Origin of the sequence: Pseudomonas putida, from assembly GCF_001976065.1 — a bacterium.
Lineage (GTDB): Bacteria > Pseudomonadota > Gammaproteobacteria > Pseudomonadales > Pseudomonadaceae > Aquipseudomonas > Aquipseudomonas serbica.
In genome coordinates this window covers 164,174-186,136 of sequence record NZ_MNAH01000009.1, presented here as the reverse complement: position 1 = coordinate 186,136, position 21,963 = coordinate 164,174, and the positions used below count along the sequence as shown (strand labels likewise).

Annotated in this window: 16 protein-coding genes; 9 read left to right on the top strand and 7 right to left on the bottom strand. The window is 59.1% G+C overall.

The features are described 5' to 3' along the window. The first annotated feature begins 185 nt into the window (after positions 1-185). The gene (locus tag BKX96_RS26080; RefSeq protein ID WP_046815722.1) at positions 186-443 is read left to right on the top strand and encodes a PA4570 family protein; all 258 of its coding nucleotides are present in this window, start codon (positions 186-188) and stop codon (positions 441-443) included. A 131-nt stretch (positions 444-574) separates the two neighbouring features. Here the strand turns inward: BKX96_RS26080 and bamJ are convergent, their stop codons facing one another. The 3 genes from bamJ to BKX96_RS26065 form a co-directional block, all read right to left on the bottom strand. Further along, positions 575-1,192 carry a BamJ family beta-barrel-assembly machinery protein gene (bamJ, locus tag BKX96_RS26075; protein ID WP_077185847.1) on the bottom strand — a complete coding sequence of 206 codons (618 nt, stop codon included), beginning with the start codon at positions 1,190-1,192 and terminating at the stop codon, positions 575-577. Between the two features lie 120 nt (positions 1,193-1,312). Then, a complete protein-coding gene (locus tag BKX96_RS26070; RefSeq protein ID WP_046815724.1) occupies positions 1,313-1,603 on the bottom strand; it encodes a DUF6482 family protein in 291 nt (96 codons plus the stop codon). A 136-nt stretch (positions 1,604-1,739) separates the two neighbouring features. Then, positions 1,740-2,228: a TIGR00645 family protein gene (locus BKX96_RS26065; protein ID WP_046815725.1), complete on the bottom strand. Its 489-nt coding sequence runs from the start codon at positions 2,226-2,228 to the stop codon at positions 1,740-1,742. A 159-nt stretch (positions 2,229-2,387) separates the two neighbouring features. Here BKX96_RS26065 and BKX96_RS26060 point away from each other — a divergent pair, with 159 nt between their 5' ends. Then, complete coding sequence (locus BKX96_RS26060) at positions 2,388-4,217, top strand: hypothetical protein (RefSeq protein ID WP_077185846.1); 1,830 nt, start codon at positions 2,388-2,390, stop codon at positions 4,215-4,217. Between the two features lie 5 nt (positions 4,218-4,222). Here the strand turns inward: BKX96_RS26060 and BKX96_RS26055 are convergent, their stop codons facing one another. Both BKX96_RS26055 and BKX96_RS26050 read right to left on the bottom strand, forming a co-directional pair. Beyond that, positions 4,223-4,564: a PA4575 family protein gene (locus BKX96_RS26055; RefSeq protein WP_046815727.1), complete on the bottom strand. Its 342-nt coding sequence runs from the start codon at positions 4,562-4,564 to the stop codon at positions 4,223-4,225. 317 nt (positions 4,565-4,881) lie between these two features. Beyond that, positions 4,882-7,320 (bottom strand): Lon protease family protein, encoded by a 2,439-nt coding sequence (locus BKX96_RS26050; protein WP_046815728.1) that lies wholly within the window; start codon positions 7,318-7,320, stop codon positions 4,882-4,884. Between the two features lie 279 nt (positions 7,321-7,599). Here BKX96_RS26050 and BKX96_RS26045 point away from each other — a divergent pair, with 279 nt between their 5' ends. From BKX96_RS26045 to BKX96_RS26035, 3 genes are all read left to right on the top strand, one after another. Next, entirely contained in the window at positions 7,600-8,088 is a 489-nt protein-coding gene (locus tag BKX96_RS26045) for a DUF3015 domain-containing protein (RefSeq protein ID WP_020798660.1), read from the top strand. 95 nt (positions 8,089-8,183) lie between these two features. Continuing rightward, on the top strand, positions 8,184-10,037 hold the full coding sequence (locus BKX96_RS26040; RefSeq protein WP_077185845.1) for an Lnb N-terminal periplasmic domain-containing protein: 1,854 nt from the start codon (positions 8,184-8,186) through the stop codon (positions 10,035-10,037). Between the two features lie 109 nt (positions 10,038-10,146). Continuing rightward, positions 10,147-10,641 (top strand): GreA/GreB family elongation factor, encoded by a 495-nt coding sequence (locus BKX96_RS26035; RefSeq protein ID WP_077185844.1) that lies wholly within the window; start codon positions 10,147-10,149, stop codon positions 10,639-10,641. Here BKX96_RS26035 and gdhA read toward each other — a convergent pair. Beyond that, positions 10,638-11,975, bottom strand: coding sequence for an NADP-specific glutamate dehydrogenase (gene gdhA, locus BKX96_RS26030; protein WP_046815731.1), 1,338 nt, complete (start codon positions 11,973-11,975; stop codon positions 10,638-10,640). The genes BKX96_RS26035 and gdhA overlap by 4 nt on opposite strands. 329 nt (positions 11,976-12,304) lie before the next feature. After that, the gene (gene ettA / locus BKX96_RS26025; protein ID WP_046815732.1) at positions 12,305-13,969 is read right to left on the bottom strand and encodes an energy-dependent translational throttle protein EttA; all 1,665 of its coding nucleotides are present in this window, start codon (positions 13,967-13,969) and stop codon (positions 12,305-12,307) included. A gap of 345 nt (positions 13,970-14,314) precedes the next feature. Between ettA and BKX96_RS26020 the strand changes: the two genes are divergently transcribed. The 4 genes from BKX96_RS26020 (at position 14,315) to BKX96_RS26005 (ending at position 21,903) form a co-directional block, all read left to right on the top strand. Next, entirely contained in the window at positions 14,315-18,103 is a 3,789-nt protein-coding gene (locus tag BKX96_RS26020; protein ID WP_143512476.1) for a sensor domain-containing protein, read from the top strand. 223 nt (positions 18,104-18,326) lie between these two features. Then, on the top strand, positions 18,327-19,580 hold the full coding sequence (gene glyA / locus BKX96_RS26015) for a serine hydroxymethyltransferase (protein WP_077185842.1): 1,254 nt from the start codon (positions 18,327-18,329) through the stop codon (positions 19,578-19,580). Positions 19,581-19,772: 192 nt separating this feature from the next. Then, positions 19,773-20,336 carry a hypothetical protein gene (locus BKX96_RS26010; RefSeq protein ID WP_248686992.1) on the top strand — a complete coding sequence of 188 codons (564 nt, stop codon included), beginning with the start codon at positions 19,773-19,775 and terminating at the stop codon, positions 20,334-20,336. 253 nt (positions 20,337-20,589) lie between these two features. Next, positions 20,590-21,903 (top strand): C4-dicarboxylate transporter DctA, encoded by a 1,314-nt coding sequence (locus BKX96_RS26005; protein WP_046815736.1) that lies wholly within the window; start codon positions 20,590-20,592, stop codon positions 21,901-21,903. The last annotated feature ends 60 nt before the right edge of the window (positions 21,904-21,963 follow it).

The window sequence follows — 21,963 nt, the reverse complement described above, 5'->3', positions numbered from 1 at the left end:
GCCTTGTCGCGGGCTGGCGCTACACCCTACCCCGCCTCCCCGGACACCTCCCCGCAATAGCCAAACGCCAGCCGTTTTGACCTTACGCAATCTTTACCCTGAAAAAAGCCCAAAGCGGTCATAGGCCCTTGCTATTTATTGAATAGGAATTATTCTCATCAATCTCAATCAACGGAGATGAGAACATGACTTATTTGATCGATGCCTGGCTGGACCGCCCACACCCCTACCTCAGGATCCTGCATCGGGAAACCGGGGAAGTCTGTGCCGTGCTGGAAGAGGAAGCCTTGAACGAACTGCAGGATCAAGGTGACCTGGACGTCAATGGGTTGAGTTCCAGCGAGCCGGTAGTGCTCAAGGAAGTGGTGCGCAACCTGTTCCTGTTCTGCTATGCCCGGGCGTTGCGCCCGACCAATGAGCTGCAGCACAAGATCGAAATATGAAAATCGTTAAACCTGCAGGAGCGGGCTTGCCAGCGAAAGCGGTGTGTCAGGCAACGTATTTGTCGACTGAACCAACGCCATCGCGAGCAAGCCCGCTCCCACATTAGCCCGAGGTCATATCGGGCCGGGCATTACAGAACGTCCAGCAGCTCGACGTCGAACACCAGTACGCTGTGCGGCGGAATGCTGCCAACGCCTTGAGCGCCGTAAGCCAGTTCGCTCGGCACGTACAGGCGCCATTTGCTGCCGGCATTCATCAGTTGCAGGGCTTCGGTCCAGCCAGCGATCACGCCACCAACCGGGAATTCCGCAGGCTGGCCACGCTCGTAGGAGCTGTCGAACACAGTGCCGTCGATCAGGGTGCCGTGGTAGTGGGTACGCACGGTGTCTTCAGGGGATGGCTTGGCGCCTTCACCGGCAGTCAGTACTTCGAACTGCAGGCCGGAAGCCAGGGTGGTGATGCCCTCACGCTTGGCATTTTCAGCCAGGAACGCCAGGCCTTCGCCAGCGGCCGCTTCAGCCTTGGCTGCAGCTTCGGCCTGCATGATTTCGCGAATTACCTTGAAGCTCGCGGACATTTCTTCCTGGCCAACACGGCTTGGCTGACCGGCAAACGCGTCGGTCAAGCCTGCCAGGATGGCGTCCAGGCTAACGCCCGGTGGCGGGTTGTCGCGCAGCTGGTCGCCCAGCTGACGGCCAATGCCGTAGCTGACGCGGGTTTCGTCGGTGGACAGATTTACTTCGGACATGACACTGCTCCGCTGTGCGGACGCCTCGAAACAGGCCGTGCGTGCACAGCGCGTCCCGGAGCGCCCGAAACCAAAAGGGCCAGCAGACTAGCACAGTTGTCGTGGCGTTGATCAGAGGCGTCAGGCGATCGGCACCTTCAGGTTTTCCTCAAGATCGGCAACCAACCCGCACATTTCGTCATGAACCACGGTATGCACCAGGTTGAAGTGCAACTTTGGAAAGGAACGCAGCACATCCCGGGCATGCTCCACGGAGCGCAGACTCATCGTTTGGCCATGCGCATCGTTCAATGGATACGCCGCGCCATGCATACGCGCCTCCAGCAGGTAGATCCCCCCCTCCATCGAGATCAGGTTCAGCTCATCGACCTTTCCGGCGACGGCATAGGCATTCAACTCTTGCAGGTTCATGAACGCACCTCACACAGTGGCGAGCCAACACCTTTACAGGGATATGCCTCGGCGCCTCAAAGCACAAGCCATAAACAACGCCGCCCGTCTGTTTTGCAACAGACGGGCGGCGTGCGAGGTACAGGTCAGCCGTGGCTTAGTGCTTGGTCAATTTATCCAGGTAACCCATGGCGAATGCCGACACTACAAAGGTCATGTGGATGATGACATACCACTGCAAATGCTCGGGATCGACGTTCTTGGCGTCCATGAAGATGCGCAGCAGGTGAATGGACGAGATCGCTACGATCGAGGCGGCCACCTTCATTTTCAGCGACGACGAGTCCATGGTGCCCAACCAGTTGAGCTTCTCCTTGTTGTCGTCGATGTCCAGTTGAGAAACGAAGTTCTCATAACCGGAAATCATCACCATCACCAGCAAACCGCCTACCAGCGCCATGTCAATGAGCGACAGCAGCACCAGGATCAGGTCCGATTCGGCCATCGAGAAGACGTTGGGAATGACGTGGAAGACTTCCTGGAAGAATTTCAGCGCCAGTGCCAACAGCCCCAGAGACAAGCCGAAGTAAATCGGCGCCAGCAGCCAGCGCGAGGCGTACATTGCATTTTCGATAAAGCGTTCCATTAAATCTCACATATGGACTGGAAATGGCCGCAAGTATAACAGCGGCTTGTAACACTCAGAAACCATCGGTAAATCCGCAACCTGCGCGTGTGTGTCAATTTTTTTCTGCTAGTGTCCAAACCATTGACAGCAAAATGACATCGGACAGGAAGACGGGAAATGGATGGGCGATTGCCTTTAACGAGTGCCGGGATTTGCCTGGCTTTGCTACTCAGCGCGTGCTCGCCCAGCGACGAGAAGCGTCAGGTCAGCCTTGAAGAAAAGACTGCGCAGTTCGAGAAGTCCCTGGACGCCATCGAGGACCCGAAGCTCAAGGATGCGGTAGCCCAGCTGGGTGGCTCGTTGCTGTTACTCGAGCGTGCACAACTCAAACTCGACAGCAAACCTGTGGAAACCGAATACGGCGAAGACGCCCTCGCCGTGCTCAAGCACTACCCAACGCCACAGGCCTTGGTCGACACCTACATCAATGGCCTGTTCGTCCTGCACAAGGAATCCAGCTCCGACTACCTGACTGACCTGCAGCCGGTGTTCCCCTTCAACTTCAGCATCCCGGCGGCGTTCCTGTTTCCCCATGGCCTGCAATGGCAGTCGGTTACCCTGAGCAACAAACGGGTCATCGCCTTCCAACCGGAATGGTCGGAAACCGACCCCGGCATTCAACTGAGCCCGTCGAGCTCAAACCTGACCAACCCTGACGACCTGACGGTGACCTATCCGTTCATCGAAGGCCTGGACGTCGATATCAAGAACCAGCCACGACCGGTGAGCCTGCAAGGCCAGGTGGAAGTCATTGCGCCGCGCCGGCTCTACAGCTTCGACCTAACGAAAAAGGACATCGGCCAAACCCGCACCAACGACAACCTGAGCGTCACCTTGGTGAATCTGGCGGAGAACTACGCCGAAATCGAGTTCAGCAACAGCGCGCCGCTGGCGCCCGAAATCGCAGAAACACCGCTAAACCCGCTGATTGTCCAGGCCAGGGACGCCACCGGGCAGTTTCTCTCGCGCTCAGGCTCGATCAATGAGACCGCCGCACAAATTGCCTTCTACCAGAAACAACTGGCGAAGATGCAGCAACAGAAGCTCTGGAGCGAGTCGCTGGAAAAACAGCTCGATGAAGAGCAACAAAACTTCGAGAAACAACAGAAACGCCACTACTCCAAGGTTTATTTCAACGGGCCGATCGAAACTCTTGAGGTCAGCCTGCTGGATTTCTCGAGCGTTACGGTAACCCGCAAGGACTTGAACCTGCCGGTCCTGCGCTTCGACCGACGCACCACGGCGAAAACCATCCAGCCGCTGAACTTGCCGGTGGTGGTCTATGACGACAACGCCCCGACCTGGCTCAAGGGTGCGACGCTGACAGAGGAACAGCTGAAAAAAGGCGTCAGGATCAATCAATCGGTCGAGGACCCAAGCGCTGCACGCGTCGAGTTCACTCACCTGCGCACCTTCAATGATGAACTGCTCGGCACCTCTTTCAACCCTGGCGACAGCCCGGTCAGCTTCTTCACCGAAGACAGTAGCGGCAAGCGCGATGAGCCGATCGAATTGCCACCAGAGGCTTATGAGGTCGACCCCCTGCGCGGCACCATCACCTACGATCTGAATCTGTTTCCACAAACGCCTGCCTTTGTGGTCGGTTCCATCCCATTGTTTCTGGCCACCGTCGACAAGCAGACAGTCGAAGCCCATCACTTGCCCAAAGGTCTTGAACTCAAGGGCAATGCACTGGTGGTGGATTCCAAAGTATTTCCCGATCAGGACTGGCGTTTCTTCGCCAAGGATGACAGCGGCAATTACCTGAAGGAAATTCTTGCGGTCAGCCATGACGCGAGCACAGAAGGCCCTGCGTTATTCGCCGTGCATTACTTCTACGGGCAACCCACGCGCCTGGAAACCTATCAACGAACAGACCTCGCCACCGTGCAATACGGTTTCGAGGTCAAACTCGACAAGGCAGACATGTCCAGCCAGCCCCAATAGCGTTGTCAGTGCTCAGGCCGGAACTCGAAGCCACCCACGTTACGACAACGGCCACCATTGATTTCCCGTAACTGGGCTTGCAGATGCAGGCACCAGATCTGCGGGTCATCGGCCAGTTCATAGCCATGCAGGGTCAGGCTTTCAACGATGGTATCGAGGATGGACTCGGCCACGAAAGGGCCATGAAACGGGCCTTGGGCTTTGATGGCTGAAGGCTGTTCACCGGCCATTCCGGCGGCGAAGAGCAAGGTCCACATGCCCGTATCGCCAGCCAACGGCTTGATGGCGCATTCGATACGGGTCACAAGACCCAGGCATTGACGGGTGAGACAGAGGTTGCGCGACATGGCGGCGACCCTCGGTAGATCCGGTATTCAGCCTCCACGGGAAGGCTGTCTCGATCCAGTGATACTGTCGATATCCTTGAGCAGAGAATAGAGGAAAAGTCTGACTAGCACGTCAAGTAAGACCAGAAGGCGCCGAATGGTCATAGTGTGAATATTGGCGCCAGAGTGATGGCACTTTATTGAAATTCACAGAAGCAAATGTGGGAGCGGGCGTGCTCGTGAAAGCGTCGTGCCAGACAACATCAATGTTGAATGTCAGACCGCCTTCGCGAGCAAGCCCGCTCCCACAGTGGATCGGGTGAAGCCTCAGTTTGGTGTCAGGCCGGCTTGGCCTCCACCAGCGCCTCGACCGCCATTTCCTTTTCGGCCTCTTTCAGATCCTCCTCGCTGATCATCTCCGCGATCACCCGCAGGCGCTCCACCACCCGTGCGTTGACGCTGCCTTCAGGGAACTCGCCATTCTCATCGGGTTCGCCCGCCGGCTCGCCCACCAAAAGGCTCAGCGCCTCGTCAGCCTGGCGCACGGCATAGACATGGAACTGACCGGCGCGCACCGCCGCCAGCACCTTCTCATCGAGCATCAGCGTGGCGACGTTGGCATGAGGAATGATCGCGCCCTGCTCGCCAGTCAACCCGCGGGCTTCACAGAGCCGGAAGAAGCCTTCGATCTTCTCGTTGACGCCACCCACGGCCTGCACTTCACCAAACTGGTTGATCGAGCCGGTAATTGCAAAACACTGCTTGAGCGGAGTTTTCGACAAGGCCGATATCAAAGTGCACGCCTCGCCCAGGGAAGCACTGTCACCATCGACGTAGCCGTAGGACTGCTCCAGCGCGATACTCGCGGAGATGGCCAGCGGAAACTCCTGGGCATAACGACTGCCCAGGTAACCGGTGAGGATCATCACCCCTTTGGAGTGGATCGGCTGGCCGAGGTTGACCTCACGCTCGATGTCGACGATGCCGCTGCCGCCCGGATACACCGTGGCGGAAATCCGCGCCGGTACACCGAAGGCCGAGTCGCCGACTTCCAGCACGGTCAGGCCGTTGCACTTGCCGACCGCCGCGCCTGCGGTGTCGATCAGGATGATCCCCGCCAGCATGTCGTCGAGAATCCGCGCCGACACGCGCCCGGTACGGGTGGCCTTGGCCTTGAGCGCACGCTCGATGTGACCGGCGTCGGTCATTTCATCCGAGGCCAGGTGACGAATGAAGTCCGCCTCGCTGACCAGCTGGAACAGATCGCCGATGCGCGCCGACAACCGTCCCTGGTGCTCGGCCAGGCGTGCGCTGTAGGTCGCCAGGCGTGCCACCGCATCGGCCGTCAACGGCGCCATGCCCTCCTCGGAAGTACGGGTCTTGAGCAACTGGGCGAACTGCTCCAGGCTCTCGTCGACCATCGGGATGTCTTCATCGAAATCCACCAGGACGCGAAACATTTCCTGGAAGTCCGGATCGAGGTCTTGCAGCGTGTAGTAGAGCTGGCGGGCACCGATGATGACGACCTTGACCTGCAAAGGAATGTGCTGCGGCGTCAGGGTGACGGTAGCAAAACGGCCCATCTCGCCCAGGGGCGATTCCATTTTCAGTTTGCGCGATTGCAGGGCGCGCTTCAGCGCATCCCACACGAACGGCTCGCTGAGCATTTTATCCGCTTCAAGGATCAGGAAGCCGCCGTTGGCCCGGTGCAACGCACCCGGTCGCAGTTGCCGATAGGTGGTGTAGAGCGCGCCCTGATCGGTGGTGTACTCGATACGACCAAACAGATTTTCGTAGGTCGGGTGCGGCTCAAAGACCACTGGCGCACCGCCGCTGAACGGATGACCGACCACCAGGCTCGGCGCGTATTGCTCCTCCAGCAGCTTGCGGGCGACAGCATCGGTCTTGCTGTCGTCGACCAGTTGCTCGACCACGGTCTTGAGCAAATACACTTGCATCGCTTGCAGGTAGCCGCACACCGCAGCGTTCTCGGCGTATTTCTCCGACAACGGCGACAGCAATGGCTGCAGGGCCAGGGTAATGGTTTCCTCGTTGAGATGGCGCAGTTGATTGCTCGACTCACGCTTCCATTGCGGCAGGCTGGCGAGCTCCTCGTTCAGACGCTCTTCGAGGTTGGATATATCCTCGTGAAAGCGCTCGCGCTCGGCTTCCGGCAACTGGGCGAATTCCGCCTCGTCCAGCGCCTTGCCTTCGAGCATCGGCGTGAAGGCAATGTTGCTGCTGTCGCGGTACAACGCGACCTCTTTTTCCAGCGCCAGCCGCTCGATCACGTCCAGCGCCTTGTCGTAGCGCTGGTTGAACGCTCGGTCGATGGCGCTTTTTTTCTGCTGGTAGGACGGGTGCTCGAACACCGCCGGAAAGGTCGCCAGCAGGTTGTCGATCAAACCGTTGATGTCGCCGATGAAGGCACCGGCGGTGCCCGATGGCAACTCCAGGGCGCGGGGTTCGCGCGGCTCATCGAAATTATTGACGTAGACCCAGTCCGCCGGGGTCTGCAGGCGCTTGCCTTCGGCCTTCAGGTAACGTTTGACGAACGAGAAGCGACCGGTGCCAGGCTCGCCCATGACGAATACGTTGTAACCGGGGCGTGGCATGGCCACACCGAACTGCAAGGCTTCGACCGCACGTTCCTGGCCAAGCACACCGCGAAAGGGCTCCAGATCATTGGTGGTAGAGAAGCTGAACTGTTCAGCGGAAAACGGACGGGTCAGCGCTTCAGGCGCTAGACGCAAGCTGGCAGCAACAGGATCAGGCATCGGGCTTCCTTAACAATCAGGCGGGGCAGATAGCGGCATTCTGGCGCTGCCCATACCTCACTTGCAAGGCGCGCCTCATGGCAAAGCATAGACAAACCATCTGAGCCAGGCGGGCCGGGGTCAAATCAAGGTTTGCACTGAATATTCAGCAAAAAATCACGGAACCCCGGGAACGTGCCTAAACTCCAAACTGCGCGGCTGGACTAATAACCGGCCCAACTGGCATCAGATAGGCGCCAGCACCCTTGTCCATTGGTATGCACACAAGAGAATAAAGCTATGAAACGGATTCTTCTCGGTACTCTCTTCACCGCTGTATCCATCAACGCCATGGCTCAGGCGCCAGGCGGCCCGGATTGCGGTTGGGGCAACATGCTGTTCGAAGGCCAGCGTGGCACCCCGGCTCACTTCCTGGCATCCACCACCAACGGCACCTCCGGCAACGCAACGTTCGGTATGACTTCTGGTACCAACGGTTGCTCGACCAACGCGTCGCTGACCTATGGCGGCAAATCCTGGTTTGCCATGAATGGCATGATGAACGAGCTGTCCGAAGACATGGCTAAAGGTCAGGGCGAAGCGCTGACCACCTACGCCGTGGTACTGGGCGTGGCGCCGGAAGACCGCGCGCACTTCGCCGCCGTCACTCACGAGCACTTCCAGCAGATCTTCAGCAAGGCTGACGTGACCGCGGAAGATGTGCATACCAACACTCTGGCCGTTCTGAAGAGCGATCCTCGTCTGGCCAAGTACGCCACTCAGGCATAAGCTCGACCCGCCCGCTTCTTTCGGGAAGCGGGTTTTTATTTTTTTGACCCCGCCCTGCCTTGGGTCTTTGTTTCTTTCGACTTAAGTTGCCACTTATGCTCAAACGCCTTTCCTGGCTGGCGCTCTGTGTCTGCGCCCCGCTGTCCGCCGCGCCTCATATCGATCCTCAACGTTTGCAGCAGCTGGCCAACGACCCCTTCTGGATTTCCCTGGGTCATTACGAAACCGCCAAGCTCGGTGGCTGGCGCAGCTATGTCAGCGACAAAAAATTCTTTCTCGCCGCCGATGGCAACGAACGTCCAGACCATGAACTGGCGGCCACCGTGCAGGCGTTGTATGCCCCGGCCAGTGCAGGTGAACAGCATGCACAGTGCGTCTACCCGGCACGAACCCGCTGGCTGAAATCGCAGCTCAACCTGACCGACCTGCCGGCGCTTCCCTGCGCCGAGTTCAAGCAATGGTTCAAGGACGTCTCGCCCCACAGCGCGGTGATGATCTTTCCGGCGGCCTACCTGAACAGCCCGTCATCGATGTTCGGCCACACCCTGCTGCGCATCGATCAGGCCGATGTACAGAGCGACAAGACCTCGCTGCTCAGTTACGCGATCAATTTCGGCGCCTACATCGAGGGCTCGGACAACAGCATCCTGTACGCCTGGAAAGGCTTGATGGGTGGCTATCCGGGACTGTTTGCGCTGGTGCCCTACCAGGAAAAACTCTCGGAATACCGCAGCCTCGAAAACCGCGACTTGTGGGAATACCGCCTGAACCTGACCCAGCAGGAAACGGCGCGCATGGTCGAGCATGTCTGGGAACTGAAGCAGATTCAGTTCGACTATTTCTTCTTCGACGAAAACTGCTCCTACCGCCTGCTGGAACTGCTGCAAGTGGCGCGCCCGAGCCTGCGCCTGACCGAGCAGTTCCCCCTGACCGCCATCCCCACTGACACTGTAAAAGCCGTGAAAGAAGCCGGGCTGGTGGAGTCCATCCAGTACCGTCCTTCGCGCGAACGCGAACTGCTAAGCCGTGCCGAGCCCCTGACCGATGAAGAACAGCAGTGGGTACTGAAAGTCAGCGCCGACCAGAAACAACTGCAAACAGCCGAGTTCAAGGCACAGCCCCGCGATCGCCAAGCACTGATCATCGATGCGGCCTATCGCCTGGAACGTTACCGCGCCAACGGTCAGGAGCGTGATCCGCAACGGGCGCAGCGCAGCTTTGAATTGCTTCGGGCGATCAACCAGAACCCCGCACCGGAACTGGACATCCCGCAGCCTGGCCTGCCCGAGGATGGCCACGAATCGCGGACCTGGCAGGCCGGTCTCGGCACCCGCGGCGACCGTGCCTTTGGCGAGTACGGCCTGCGCATGGCCTATCACGACCTCAACGATAACGCCGAAAGCTTTCCTCTCGGCGCACAGATCGAAATCCTGCAGCTGAAACTGCGCCAGTACGAAGGCAATGACTGGCAAGTGCAGCAATTGGACCTGGCGACGATACGTTCCCTGACCCCGCGCAACGAGCTGCTGCAACCGCTGTCCTGGCAGGTCACCGGTGGCCTGGAGCGGGTGCCGGGCAAGCATGACGATGAAACCCTGGTCAGCCACGTCAATGGCGGCGGCGGTGGCACCTGGCAACTGGCCGACGACACGCTCGGTTTTGCCTTGGGCACCGTGCGCGTGGAGCACAACAATGACTTCGCCGAGTTCATCTCGCCGGCGGCGGGTTTCAACACAGGCCTGCTGTGGAAAAACCCGCTGGGCAATTTGAGCCTGGAGGCAAAGGGCGACTTCTTCACCAACGGTGAAGTGCGCCGCAGCCTGAGCTTGAACCAGCAGTGGGAACTGTCGCGCAACCTCGGTCTGCGCCTGAGTGCCCAGCGCGAATTCAGCCACCTGGCCACGCCCGAAAATGAAGTGATGCTTGAGCTGAAGTGGTATCACTACTGACGCCTGTAGGAGCCGCGAGAGGCCTATCGCTCGCAATAGGTCGCTTCCAGACATCCAGTGAAACCAAATGCCTGCCAGCATGGCCAAAACCCTATTACGGGAGAAAACCATGAGCCGGGCATTCGTCAATGAAGATAACGCCGCTGCGCAAGCCGATCAGCCGGTCGAGCGGCAGGTCAGCACGCAGCCCAACTATGTCACTCCATCCGGCCTGAGCCAGTTGCAGGACAAAGTCGTCGAGTTGCAAACCCTGCATGCCGAGCAATTGGCCAAGGGCGACCAGGCAGACAAGCAGCGCCTGGCCGACCTCGAACGTGACTTGCGCTACTTCAAGCAGCGACTGAGCAGCGCCCAGGTGGTGCCCGCCGCCACTTCGACCGAGACCGTGCAGATCGGTAGCTGGGTGACTTTCGTCGATGAGAATGGCACCGAACACCGAGTGCAACTGGTGGGTGAGGATCAGGCCGATGCAGCCCGTGGCCTGATCAACTGGAGCTCACCGCTGGGTCGGGCATTGCTGGGCGCACATCGGCACGATGAAGTGCTCTGGCAACGCCCCGCCGGCAATCAACGGATAGAAGTGATGCGCATCGAAGCGGCTTAAACCACGCCCTGGGCAAGCATGGCGTCGGCAACCTTGACGAAACCGGCGATGTTGGCACCCTTGACGTAGTTGACCTGACCGTTTTCTTCCCCGTAGTGCACGCAAGCATGGTGGATCGACTGCATGATCGCGTGCAGCTTGCTGTCCACTTCACCACCGGTCCAAAGCAGGCGCATGGCGTTCTGCGACATCTCCAGGCCGCTGACGGCAACTCCACCGGCATTGGACGCCTTGCCCGGCGCGAACAGGATGCCGGCCTCGATGAACAGGTCGACGGCTTCGAGGGTGGTCGGCATGTTCGCGCCTTCCGCCACACAGATGCAGCCATTGCGCAGCAATGCCCGTGCGGCATCGGCATCCAGTTCGTTCTGCGTGGCGCACGGCAGCGCGATGTCGCAGCTCAGCCCCCAAGGGTGCTGGCCGGCCAGGAACTCCAGGCCAAAACGACCTGCCAGTTCACTGATGCGTCCGCGCTGGACGTTTTTCAGTTCCAGCACGGCCTGCCATTGCGCCTCGGTCAGCCCGCTTTCGCAATATAGCGTGCCTTCGGAGTCAGACAGCGAAATCACTTTACCGCCCAGGTCCATGACCTTGCGCGCGGCGTATTGCGCAACATTACCGGAACCGGAGATCGCCACGCGCTTGCCTTCGACGGTGGCACCGCGACGCTTGAGCATTTCCTCGGCGAAGTACACGCAACCGAAGCCGGTGGCCTCAGGACGAATCAGGCTGCCGCCGTAGCTCGGGCCCTTGCCGGTCAACACGCTGGTGAACTGGTTGCTCAGGCGCTTGTACTGACCGAACAGGAAGCCGATCTCACGGGCACCGACACCGATGTCGCCAGCCGGCACGTCGACATCGGCGCCGATGTGACGGTACAGCTCGCTCATGAAAGCCTGGCAGAAGCGCATGACTTCGGCGTCGCTCTTGCCTTTGGGGTCGAAATCCGAACCACCCTTGCCACCGCCCATGGGCAGGGACGTCAGCGAGTTCTTGAAGGTTTGCTCGAAGGCGAGGAACTTCAAGACTCCCAGATTCACCGACGGATGGAAACGCAGCCCACCCTTGTACGGGCCGATGGCGCTGTTCATCTGGATACGGAAACCGCGATTGACCTGGACCTTGCCGTGATCGTCGACCCAGGACACGCGGAACACGACGGCCCGCTCAGGCTCGCAGATGCGCTCAAGAATGCCGGAGCTCAGGTAATGCGGATTGGCTTCAAGAAAGGGCCACAGGCTACGCAGCACTTCTTCGACGGCCTGATGAAATTCAGGCTGGTCCGGGTCGCGTTTTTTCAGGCGGGCAAGGAAGGAGTCGACGGATTCGATCATGGAAAAAGTCTCGGCAAATTTATTGTCGTTGGAATAATTGAGCCGGACTTTAACAAACCAATCGCGCACAGGAACAGCGCAGAATGTCGCATTTGTGAAATTAAATGGTGCACAGGATATAAATCAACCCTGTTTTCGCGGTGTTTTTGCACCCAAACAGGGATGCCAAATTCGAGTTTTGCACCATCAGTTAGCCCGCTTCCACAGGGGAACGCATTTCAAATGTGGGAGCGGGCTTGCTCGCGAAGGACGCGACTCGGTGTCACTGAATAGACGCACACAAAAAACGGAGCCCGAAGGCTCCGCTTTTTCATGCAACCAACCTAAAATCAGGCCAGTTTCTTGTGGCGTACCCGGTGCGGCTGGGCAGCAGCTTCGCCAAGACGCTTTTTGCGATCGGCTTCGTACTCGGTGTAGTTACCTTCGAAGAACACCGCTTGCGAGTCGTCTTCGTACGCCAGGATGTGAGTCGCGACGCGGTCAAGGAACCACCGATCGTGGGAGATCACAATGGCGGCGCCCGGGAAGTCGAGCAGGGCTTCTTCCAGGGAACGCAAGGTTTCGACATCGAGGTCGTTGGACGGTTCGTCGAGCAGCAGGACGTTGCCGCCCTCTTTCAGGGTCAGGGCCAGGTGCAAGCGACCCCGCTCACCACCGGACAGGTCCTTGACGAACTTCTGCTGGTCGCCACCCTTGAAGTTGAAGCGACCCACGTAGGTGCGCGACGGAATCTCGTAGTTGCCGATGCGGATCTGGTCCGAACCGTCGGAGATCTGCTGGAATACGGTCTTGCTGCCGTCCAGGTCTTCGCGGCTCTGGTCGACGCAGGCCAACTGCACGGTTTCGCCGACTTCGATGCTGCCCGAATCCGGTGTTTCCTTGCCCATCAGCATGCGGAACAGGGTCGATTTACCCGCACCGTTACCGCCGATCACACCCACGATGGCGCCTTTAGGCATGGAGAACGACAGGTTGTCGATCAACACGCGATCGCCGTAGCCCTTGCTGACGTTCTTGAACTCGATGACCTTGTCGCCCAGGCGCGGACCGGCCGGGATGTAGATCTCGTTGGTTTCGCTGCGCTTCTGGAATTCCTGCGATTGCATTTCTTCGAAGCGTTGCAGACGTGCCTTGGATTTCGACTGGCGGGCCTTGGCGCCTTTGCGCACCCACTCCAGTTCTTCCTTCATGGCTTTTTCGTGGGCCGACTGCTGCTTGGATTCCTGGGCCAGACGATCGGACTTGGCTTCCAGCCAACCCGAGTAGTTGCCCTCGTAAGGAATGCCAGCGCCGCGGTCGAGTTCCAGGATCCAGCCAGCGACGTTGTCCAGGAAGTAACGGTCGTGCGTGATCGCTACCACGGTGCCCGGGAAGTCGTGCAGGAAGTGCTCCAGCCATGCAACGGAATCGGCGTCCAGGTGGTTGGTCGGCTCGTCGAGCAGCAGCATGTCGGGTGCGGACAGCAGCAGACGGCACAGGGCCACACGACGCTTTTCACCACCGGAGAGGTGTTCGACCTTGGCATCCCAGGCCGGCAGGCGCAGCGCGTCGGCGGCAACTTCCAGCTGACGCTCCAGGTTGTGGCCGTCGCTGGCTTGCAGGATGGCTTCGAGCTTGGCCTGTTCGGCCGCCAGCTTGTCGAAGTCGGCATCCGGGTCGGCGTAGGCCGCGTAGACCTCGTCCAGGCGCGCCTGGGCGTCCTTGATCACGCTGACCGCTTCCTCGACCACTTCACGCACGGTCTTGGTCGGGTCCAATTGTGGTTCTTGCGGCAGGTAGCCGATGTTCAGGTCCGGCATCGGACGGGCTTCACCGTCGAACTCGGTGTCGACGCCGGCCATGATTTTCAGCAGGGTGGACTTACCCGAACCGTTGAGGCCGAGCACGCCGATCTTGGCGCCCGGGAAGAACGACAAGGAGATGTTTTTCAGGATTTCCCGCTTCGGCGGAACAACTTTACCCAGCCGATGCATGGTGAATACGTATTGAGCCATGGAGAACCTAGGGTCAGTGACTGATGAATGATTAGGGTGCAGGCGATGCCTGGCCAGACTGTGCGCGTCGTCCGCTTGAATTGCTTCAATGCGTGCGCGCTGAAAAAGCCTGATTCTAGGAGCTGGAACGCTCCCGCGTAACCGGCAAAGCTACCTTAATGACAGATGGCAGTCCAGCCGAGCGGGACTGGCACTTTGCCACAACTCAAGGCATGCTAGCCGCCCTTCGGGCGTCCGGCTTATAGTGCACGTCGCGCCAGTCCAGCCAAACCGCAGGATTACAGTTTGTCCAGTGTCCCTCCGTCCCTGATCACCCGTGCACCGACTGTTGCACCTGGCTCGCCCATGCGCGGCACACTCAAGGGCGCGTTGGCGATGCTCGTGTTACTGCTATTGGCATTGCTGTTCTGGCAACTCCTGGATCAATTGCGCGAAACCCAGAAGAACCAGCGCCAGACCACCATCGACTACACCGCCGACCTCGCCGCGCAAGTCAGCCTGAACATGGCGCTCAACGCGCAGATCGCGCTCAACCTGCTACCGATTGTCGAGCAGCCGCAAAGCACCGACGAGCTGCAGGACCTGCAGCGCAAACTGCAAAAGTCCCTGCCCGACCTGCTGAGCCTGGCACTGCTCAGCCCCTCGGGAAGAATCCTCAGTGACACCGCCAGCGCCAGCGACGATGCCAACTATCTGGGGGAACTGGTCCGCCGCAGCCGCGCCCAGCCTCACTATTACAGCAACGCCATCGACGGCTCGCGGGTGGATCTGCTGTTGCATCAAACCAGCGGCAGCAACCGCGGCTATTGGGCTTTGCGCTTCAAGCCGACGTTCTTCGCATCGTTGACCCAGCTGAACGATTCAGGGAATGCTCCGCTGTGGCTGGTGGAAAATCGCATCAATCACCAGATCATCAGCCGCGATAAGGCGCTGCCGCAGGTCAACCCGGGCACCTTGACCCAGGACGATGTGGCCAACAGCGTGCTGACCGTTGCGCTGAGTGGCAGCGACTGGCAACTGCGCGGGTTGTTCGATCGCCAGCGAGTGCTCGAAGAACTGCTGCCGGCCTTCATCGGCAAATGCCTGCTGGGCCTGGCCTTCTCCATGCTGCCGTTCATCGTCCTACTGAACATGCGTCGTCGTCAGCGCCAGCTGCACGAGGGTCGCCGACGCTACCAGGAGATATTCGAAGGCACCGGCGTGGCCCTGTGCGTACTCGACATGTCGGGACTGCGCAGCCTGTTCGACAAGGCCCAGCTGCGGCACGACGAGCAACTGCAAGCATGCCTGACGAACCCGGAACAACGCCGGCAGTTATTGCAGGAGTTGCGCATCACCGAGATCAATCAGGTCGCCTTGCAACTGCTTAACGTCAATACCTGCGACCAAGTCTGGAACCTGCTGATCGATGGCAACCCGGTTGAGGGCAGCGCCATCGGCAATCAGGTACTCGAAGCAGTGCACAGGCAACAGCAACAGCTTGAGCTGGAAATCAAACTCCAGGACGCCAGTGGTCGTGACCAGCACCTGTGGCTGGTGTTGCGCCTGCCGCAAAACCCTGACGACTTCAAGGCAGTGATCCTGAGCATCACCGATATCACCAGCCGCAAGCTCATCGAGCTGTCGCTGCAGGAGCGCGAAAGCTTCTGGTCCGACGTCGTGCGGACCGTGCCCGATCACCTTTACGTGCAAGACGTGATCAGCCAGCGAATGATCTTCAGCAACCACCATCTGGGCCAGACACTGGGCTACAACCGTACCGAACTGCAGCAGATGGGCGAGTACTTCTGGGAAATCCTCCTGCACCCTGAAGATGCCGACTACTACCGCCGTTCACGCAAGAGCCAGCGGCAAGACGGCTACAGCCAGTTGATGCAGTGCCAGCTGCGCTTTCGCCACCGTGACGGCGAATGGCGGCGTTTCGACATTCGCGAGCAGGCACTGGCCAGGGACAAGCACGACCAGGTCACCCGCATCATCGGCGTGGCCAAGGACGTGACCGAGCAGATCGAAGCCAGTGAGTCGCTGCGCGATAGCGAGCAGCGCTACAGGATGCTCGCCGAAAGCATCAGCGATGTGATTTTCTCCACCGACAGTCGCATGGTGCTCAACTATGTCAGCCCTTCCGTGCAGTCGGTGCTGGGCTACGAAGTCGAGTGGATTTTCCAGAACGGCTGGCAATCGACCATCGCCAATCCGCAACAGTTGAGCGGCATTTACCTCCTGATGGATCGCGTCAGCAAGGCGCTCGATAAACCCGAACAACTGGCCCTGTTACGCAGCCAGGTGCAGACCCAACTGTTCCTGTTCGACTGCCTGCGGGCCGACGGACGCAAGATTCCTATCGAACTGCGACTGGTCTTGGTCTGGGACGAGCACGGCGCGTTCGAAGGCGTGTTGGGGGTAGGTCGCGACATCAGCCAGCAACGCCGGGCCGAGAAAGACCTGCGAATGGCCGCCACGGTATTCGAACACTCGACCTCGGCGATCCTGATCACCGACCCGGCCGGCTATATCGTCCAGGCCAACGAAGCCTTCAGCCGTGTCAGCGGTTATGCCGTGGAACAGGTACTCGACCAGTTGCCGAACATGCTCACCGTCGATGAGCAGCAGGAAGCCCACTTGCGCTACGTGCTCAAGCAGTTGAACCAGCACAGCACCTGGGAAGGCGAAGTATGGCTCAGGCGCCGCAACGGCGAGCATTATCCGGCCTGGGTCGGCATTACTGCGGTACTGGACGACGAAGGCGACCTGGCCAGTTACGTGTGTTTCTTCAGTGACATCAGCGAACGCAAGGCCAGTGAGCAACGGATCCACCGCCTGGCTTATTACGACGCCCTGACCCACCTGCCCAACCGCACGTTGTTCCAGGATCGCCTGCACACGGCGTTGCAAGCGGCCGAGCGACAGAAGTCCTGGGTGGTATTGATGTTCCTCGACCTGGACCGCTTCAAGCCGATCAACGATTCCCTGGGCCATGCCGCGGGTGATCGCATGCTCAAGGAAATGGCCACGCGCCTGCTCGGCTGCGTCGACGACGACGACACCGTGGCGCGCATGGGCGGCGATGAGTTCACCCTGCTCCTGCAACCGCGGGCCAACCGTGAAATCGCCCTGAACCGCGCCATTCACGTGGCTGAGCAGATTCTCGCCAGCCTGGTAAAACCCTTCGTGCTCGAAGGTCGCGAGTTCTTCGTCACGGCCAGTATCGGCATCGCGCTGAGCCCTCAGGATGGCAATGAACTGAGCCAGTTGATGAAAAATGCCGATACCGCGATGTACCACGCCAAGGAGCGCGGCAAGAACAACTTCCAGTTCTATCAGGCAGACATGAACGCCAGCGCCCTGGAGCGCCTGGAACTGGAAAGCGACTTGCGACATGCCCTGGAACAGAACGAATTCGTGCTGTATTACCAGCCGCAGTTCAGCGGCGATGGCAAACGCCTGACCGGCACCGAAGCCTTGCTGCGTTGGCGTCATCCGCGCCGCGGCCTGGTACCGCCGGGGGATTTCATCCCGGTGCTCGAAGAGCTCGGCCTGGTAGTGGATGTCGGCGACTGGGTGATCAGCGAGGCCTGCCGGCAGCTCAAGACCTGGCACCAGGCCAAGGTGCGCGTGCCGAAGGTATCGGTGAACATCTCCGCCCGGCAGTTTTCCGACGGCCAACTCGGCACACGGATCGCCACCATCCTCAAGGAAACCGGCCTGCCGCCGGCGTGCCTGGAACTGGAACTGACCGAAAGTATCCTGATGCGCGAAGTCAGCGAAGCCATGCAGATTCTCGCCGGGTTGAAAAACCTTGGCCTGAGCATCGCGGTCGATGACTTCGGCACGGGCTACTCATCGCTCAACTACCTCAAGCAATTCCCGATCGACGTCCTGAAGATCGACCGCACCTTCGTCGACGGTTTGCCGTCGGGTGAACAGGATGCGCAGATCGCCCGGGCGATCATCGCCATGGCCCACAGCCTCAACCTGGCGGTGATCGCCGAGGGTGTGGAAACCCAGGAGCAGCTGGATTTCCTGCGTGAACATGGTTGCGACGAGGTTCAGGGGTACCTGTTCGGTCGGCCGATGCCGGCCGACACCTTTGAAGCGCAGTTCAGCAATGATGCGTTGTTCATGTTTGACTGAAATCTTCAGGTGAAGCGAGCGACGCCTTCGCGAGCAAGCCCGCTCCCACAGGGGACCGTATTTCAAATGTGGGAGCCGGCTTGCTCGCGAAGGCGCCGGCACAATCACCGCTGATCCCGTCATGAAGCCCACTTGTCTGCGACATGATGTCGTTTCATATGCCTTCCAAAACCCATTGGGTTAGAATGCCCCCCTTTTCCGCCCCCGATCCTTGAGGACCGCCATGTTCAGCCGTGATTTGACTATTGCCAAGTACGACGCCGATCTCTTTGCCGCCATGGAGCAAGAAGCTCAGCGCCAGGAAGAGCACATTGAGCTGATCGCTTCGGAAAACTACACCAGCCCTGCGGTGATGGAAGCTCAAGGCTCGGTACTGACCAACAAGTACGCCGAAGGCTACCCGGGCAAGCGCTACTACGGTGGCTGCGAGTACGTTGACGTCGTTGAGCAGCTTGCAATTGATCGTGCAAAAGAACTGTTCGGCGCTGATTACGCCAACGTTCAGCCACACGCCGGTTCGCAAGCCAACAGCGCCGTTTACCTGGCCCTGCTGTCGGCTGGCGACACCATCCTGGGCATGAGCCTGGCCCACGGCGGTCACCTGACCCACGGCGCCAGCGTTTCGTCCTCGGGCAAGCTGTACAACGCCATCCAGTACGGCATCGACGCCAACGGCCTGATCGACTACGACGAAGTCGAACGCCTGGCCGTTGAGCACAAGCCAAAAATGATCGTGGCCGGTTTCTCTGCCTATTCGCAGATCCTCGACTTCCCGCGCTTCCGCGAAATCGCTGACAAGGTCGGCGCGTACCTGTTCGTCGACATGGCCCACGTGGCCGGTCTGGTCGCCGCTGGCGTCTACCCGAACCCGGTTCCATTCGCTGACGTGGTGACCACCACCACCCACAAGACCCTGCGTGGTCCACGTGGCGGCCTGATCCTGGCTCGCGCCAACGCCGACATCGAGAAGAAGCTGAACTCCGCAGTATTCCCTGGCGCCCAGGGTGGCCCGCTGGAGCACGTGATCGCCGCCAAAGCGATCTGCTTCAAGGAAGCGCTGCAGCCTGAGTTCAAGGCTTACCAGCAACAAGTGGTGAAAAACGCCAAGGCCATGGCCGGCGTATTCATCGAGCGCGGTTTTGACGTGGTTTCCGGCGGTACTGAAAACCACCTGTTCCTGCTGTCGCTGATCAAGCAGGAAATCTCCGGTAAAGATGCCGACGCCGCCCTGGGCAAGGCGTTCATCACCGTGAACAAGAACTCCGTGCCAAACGACCCACGCTCCCCGTTCGTCACTTCCGGCCTGCGCTTCGGCACCCCGGCTGTGACCACTCGCGGCTTCAAGGAAGCAGAGTGCAAGGAACTGGCCGGCTGGATCTGCGACATCCTGGCTGACCTGAACAACGAAGCGGTGATCGACGCCGTTCGCGAGAAGGTCAAGGCGATCTGCAAGAAGCTGCCGGTATACGGCGCTTAATCAGCCCGCTAAACCGTAGTTAAAAAACCGGCCAGCGATGGCCGGTTTTTTTTCGCCTGGATTAATTGCCCACTGCTACGCCCGCTCAAACTCTTGCAACACAGACAAACATCAACTAACCAAAAAATCACTTAACCTGAAGCCGACTCCATTGCGCGAGTTACTAAATAAATAAACGAAAAGGACTTCAGCGTGAACAGTGATATTGAAAAATCTTTTACCGCCACACTTCAAATGTTTGACCACAAACTCAATCTGCTTGAACTGCTCCACGAAAAACCGGCGATGGCCACCGTGGGCCTGTTCAGCGGCGGTTTCTTTACCGGCAGACCGCAAACCTTCGACCACTCACACCTGCTTGGCATCCGCCCCAATGCGCAGGCCGGCGTGGTCAAGCCCTTGAAACTGCACTTTCGGCACACGGCGGATGGTTATCTACTGTCAATCAAGAACCCCGGCGAATATTACAATCGCTTGATAAGTCAAAGTTGGCAGGAAGTGTTGGGGGCCATGAATTCAGGCATTGATGATCCGACAGTTTTTACCCTGATCAATCATCAGGGCAACCCGGTAACGCTCGCCGACATCGCCTCCCAACACTCGCCCATCTCGCTCATGACTGAAGACAAACGTTACTTGGGTGGACGTAAAGTAAAGAGCTCGCCTTATATCTATCTTGCGAAGACCGAAGAACGTTCAAAAATCACTTTCATCCTGAGTATTCTCGAACGGAAAGTTGCGCACACGACGAAATGATCCAAAAAGCGCGTCGGCTTGCTCATCGGAGCCGATGCGTTTTTTTCGATAACCCTCTAACCGCTCAAGATCGGGCCTCGCCCCTCAACTGGTATGACCGGTCATGCCAATTCTCAATTTTTTACTTGCGATCACCCAAAAACAGCGCCTAGACTGCGCCTGCACTGGACATACCGGTAAGACCACAATAATTAAGTCCTGAATCTGATGCGCGCAGCGCACGGCAGCCAGGACACCGACCAGGATTCCTCCCATGCTCAGATGGTGCTCGCGTTCAATCTTCCTCCAAGTGGTTCTCGGACTGGTGCTCGGCATCGTCTGCGGGCTGACCCTTCCCGAATACTCCGCTCAGCTCAAACCCCTCGGTGACGGGTTTATCAAGCTGATCAAAATGCTGATTGGCCTGATCGTGTTCTGCGTGGTGGTCAGCGGCATCAGCGGTGCCGGTGACCTGAAAAAGGTCGGTCGCATCGGTCTTAAATCAGTGATTTATTTCGAAATCCTGACCACCATCGCCCTGGTGATCGGCCTGGTGTTCGCCTTCAGCACCGGTATCGGCAGTGGCGCGAACATTCATCTGGAACAGCTTTCCGCAGCCGACATGGGCGATATCGCCCAGCGCGGCCAGCACATGCACACCACCACGCAGTTCCTGATGGATTTGATTCCGACCTCGGTGATCGGCGCATTTGCCGATAACAACATCCTGCAAGTCCTGCTGTTTTCGGTGCTGTTCGGCAGCGCCCTGAACCTGGTGGGTGAGGCGGCGTCGGGCATTTCCCGACTGATCAACGAACTCAGCCATGTGATCTTCCGCATCATGGGCATGATCGTGCGCCTGGCACCGATCGGGGTATTCGGCGCCATCGCCTTTACCACCAGCAAATACGGCCTCGACTCGCTGCAGCATCTGGGCAGTCTGGTCGGCCTGTTTTACCTGACCTGCGTAGCCTTCGTAGCGCTGATTCTCGGCCTGGTCATGCGTCTTTCGGGCCTGAAGATGTGGCCGTTGCTCAAGTACCTGCGCGAAGAACTGCTGATCGTCATGGGCACCGCCTCGTCCGACGCCGTGCTGCCACAAATCATGCGCAAGCTTGAGCATCTGGGCATCGGCAGCTCGACGGTCGGCTTGGTGATTCCCACCGGCTACTCGTTCAACCTCGACGGTTTCTCGATCTACCTGACCCTGGCCATCGTGTTCATCGCCAATGCCACCGGCACGCCGCTGGCCATGACCGATCTGCTGACGATTCTGTTGGTGTCGTTGATCACCTCCAAAGGCGCGCACGGCATCCCGGGATCGGCCCTGGTGATTCTGGCGGCCACCCTGACGGCGATCCCGGCGATTCCAGTGGTCGGCCTGGTGCTGGTGTTGGCCGTGGACTGGTTCATGGGAATCGGCCGGGCCCTGACCAACCTGATCGGCAACTGCGTGGCAACCGTGGCGATCGCTCGCTGGGAAAAAGACATCGATGTGGAGCGGGCGAACAAGGTGCTTTCCGGCCAGGTGGGTTATACCTTCCAGCCGAGAAAACCCGTGGCCCCGGCCCATCAGCAGGAATTTTGAATGAACGCCGTGCCTGCTCCCGGGCAGGCACGGCCAACAACGTTTAAAGCTCATGGAGCG

What these genes read in the sequence shown, in the direction of transcription:
- BKX96_RS26060 (WP_077185846.1), top strand. Translation starts at nt 2,388, where the DNA reads ATGGATGGGCGATTGCCTTTAACGAGTGCCGGGATTTGCCTGGCTTTG.
- gdhA (WP_046815731.1), bottom strand. Translation starts at nt 11,975, where the DNA reads ATGATCGAATCCGTCGACTCCTTCCTTGCCCGCCTGAAAAAACGCGAC.
- BKX96_RS26050 (WP_046815728.1), bottom strand. Translation starts at nt 7,320, where the DNA reads ATGCCTGATCCTGTTGCTGCCAGCTTGCGTCTAGCGCCTGAAGCGCTG.
- ettA (WP_046815732.1), bottom strand. Translation starts at nt 13,969, where the DNA reads ATGGCTCAATACGTATTCACCATGCATCGGCTGGGTAAAGTTGTTCCG.
- BKX96_RS26005 (WP_046815736.1), top strand. Translation starts at nt 20,590, where the DNA reads ATGCTCAGATGGTGCTCGCGTTCAATCTTCCTCCAAGTGGTTCTCGGA.
- BKX96_RS26040 (WP_077185845.1), top strand. Translation starts at nt 8,184, where the DNA reads ATGCTCAAACGCCTTTCCTGGCTGGCGCTCTGTGTCTGCGCCCCGCTG.
- BKX96_RS26070 (WP_046815724.1), bottom strand. Translation starts at nt 1,603, where the DNA reads ATGAACCTGCAAGAGTTGAATGCCTATGCCGTCGCCGGAAAGGTCGAT.
- BKX96_RS26035 (WP_077185844.1), top strand. Translation starts at nt 10,147, where the DNA reads ATGAGCCGGGCATTCGTCAATGAAGATAACGCCGCTGCGCAAGCCGAT.
- bamJ (WP_077185847.1), bottom strand. Translation starts at nt 1,192, where the DNA reads ATGTCCGAAGTAAATCTGTCCACCGACGAAACCCGCGTCAGCTACGGC.
- BKX96_RS26020 (WP_143512476.1), top strand. Translation starts at nt 14,315, where the DNA reads ATGCGCGGCACACTCAAGGGCGCGTTGGCGATGCTCGTGTTACTGCTA.
- BKX96_RS26065 (WP_046815725.1), bottom strand. Translation starts at nt 2,228, where the DNA reads ATGGAACGCTTTATCGAAAATGCAATGTACGCCTCGCGCTGGCTGCTG.
- BKX96_RS26045 (WP_020798660.1), top strand. Translation starts at nt 7,600, where the DNA reads ATGAAACGGATTCTTCTCGGTACTCTCTTCACCGCTGTATCCATCAAC.
- glyA (WP_077185842.1), top strand. Translation starts at nt 18,327, where the DNA reads ATGTTCAGCCGTGATTTGACTATTGCCAAGTACGACGCCGATCTCTTT.
- BKX96_RS26080 (WP_046815722.1), top strand. Translation starts at nt 186, where the DNA reads ATGACTTATTTGATCGATGCCTGGCTGGACCGCCCACACCCCTACCTC.
- BKX96_RS26055 (WP_046815727.1), bottom strand. Translation starts at nt 4,564, where the DNA reads ATGTCGCGCAACCTCTGTCTCACCCGTCAATGCCTGGGTCTTGTGACC.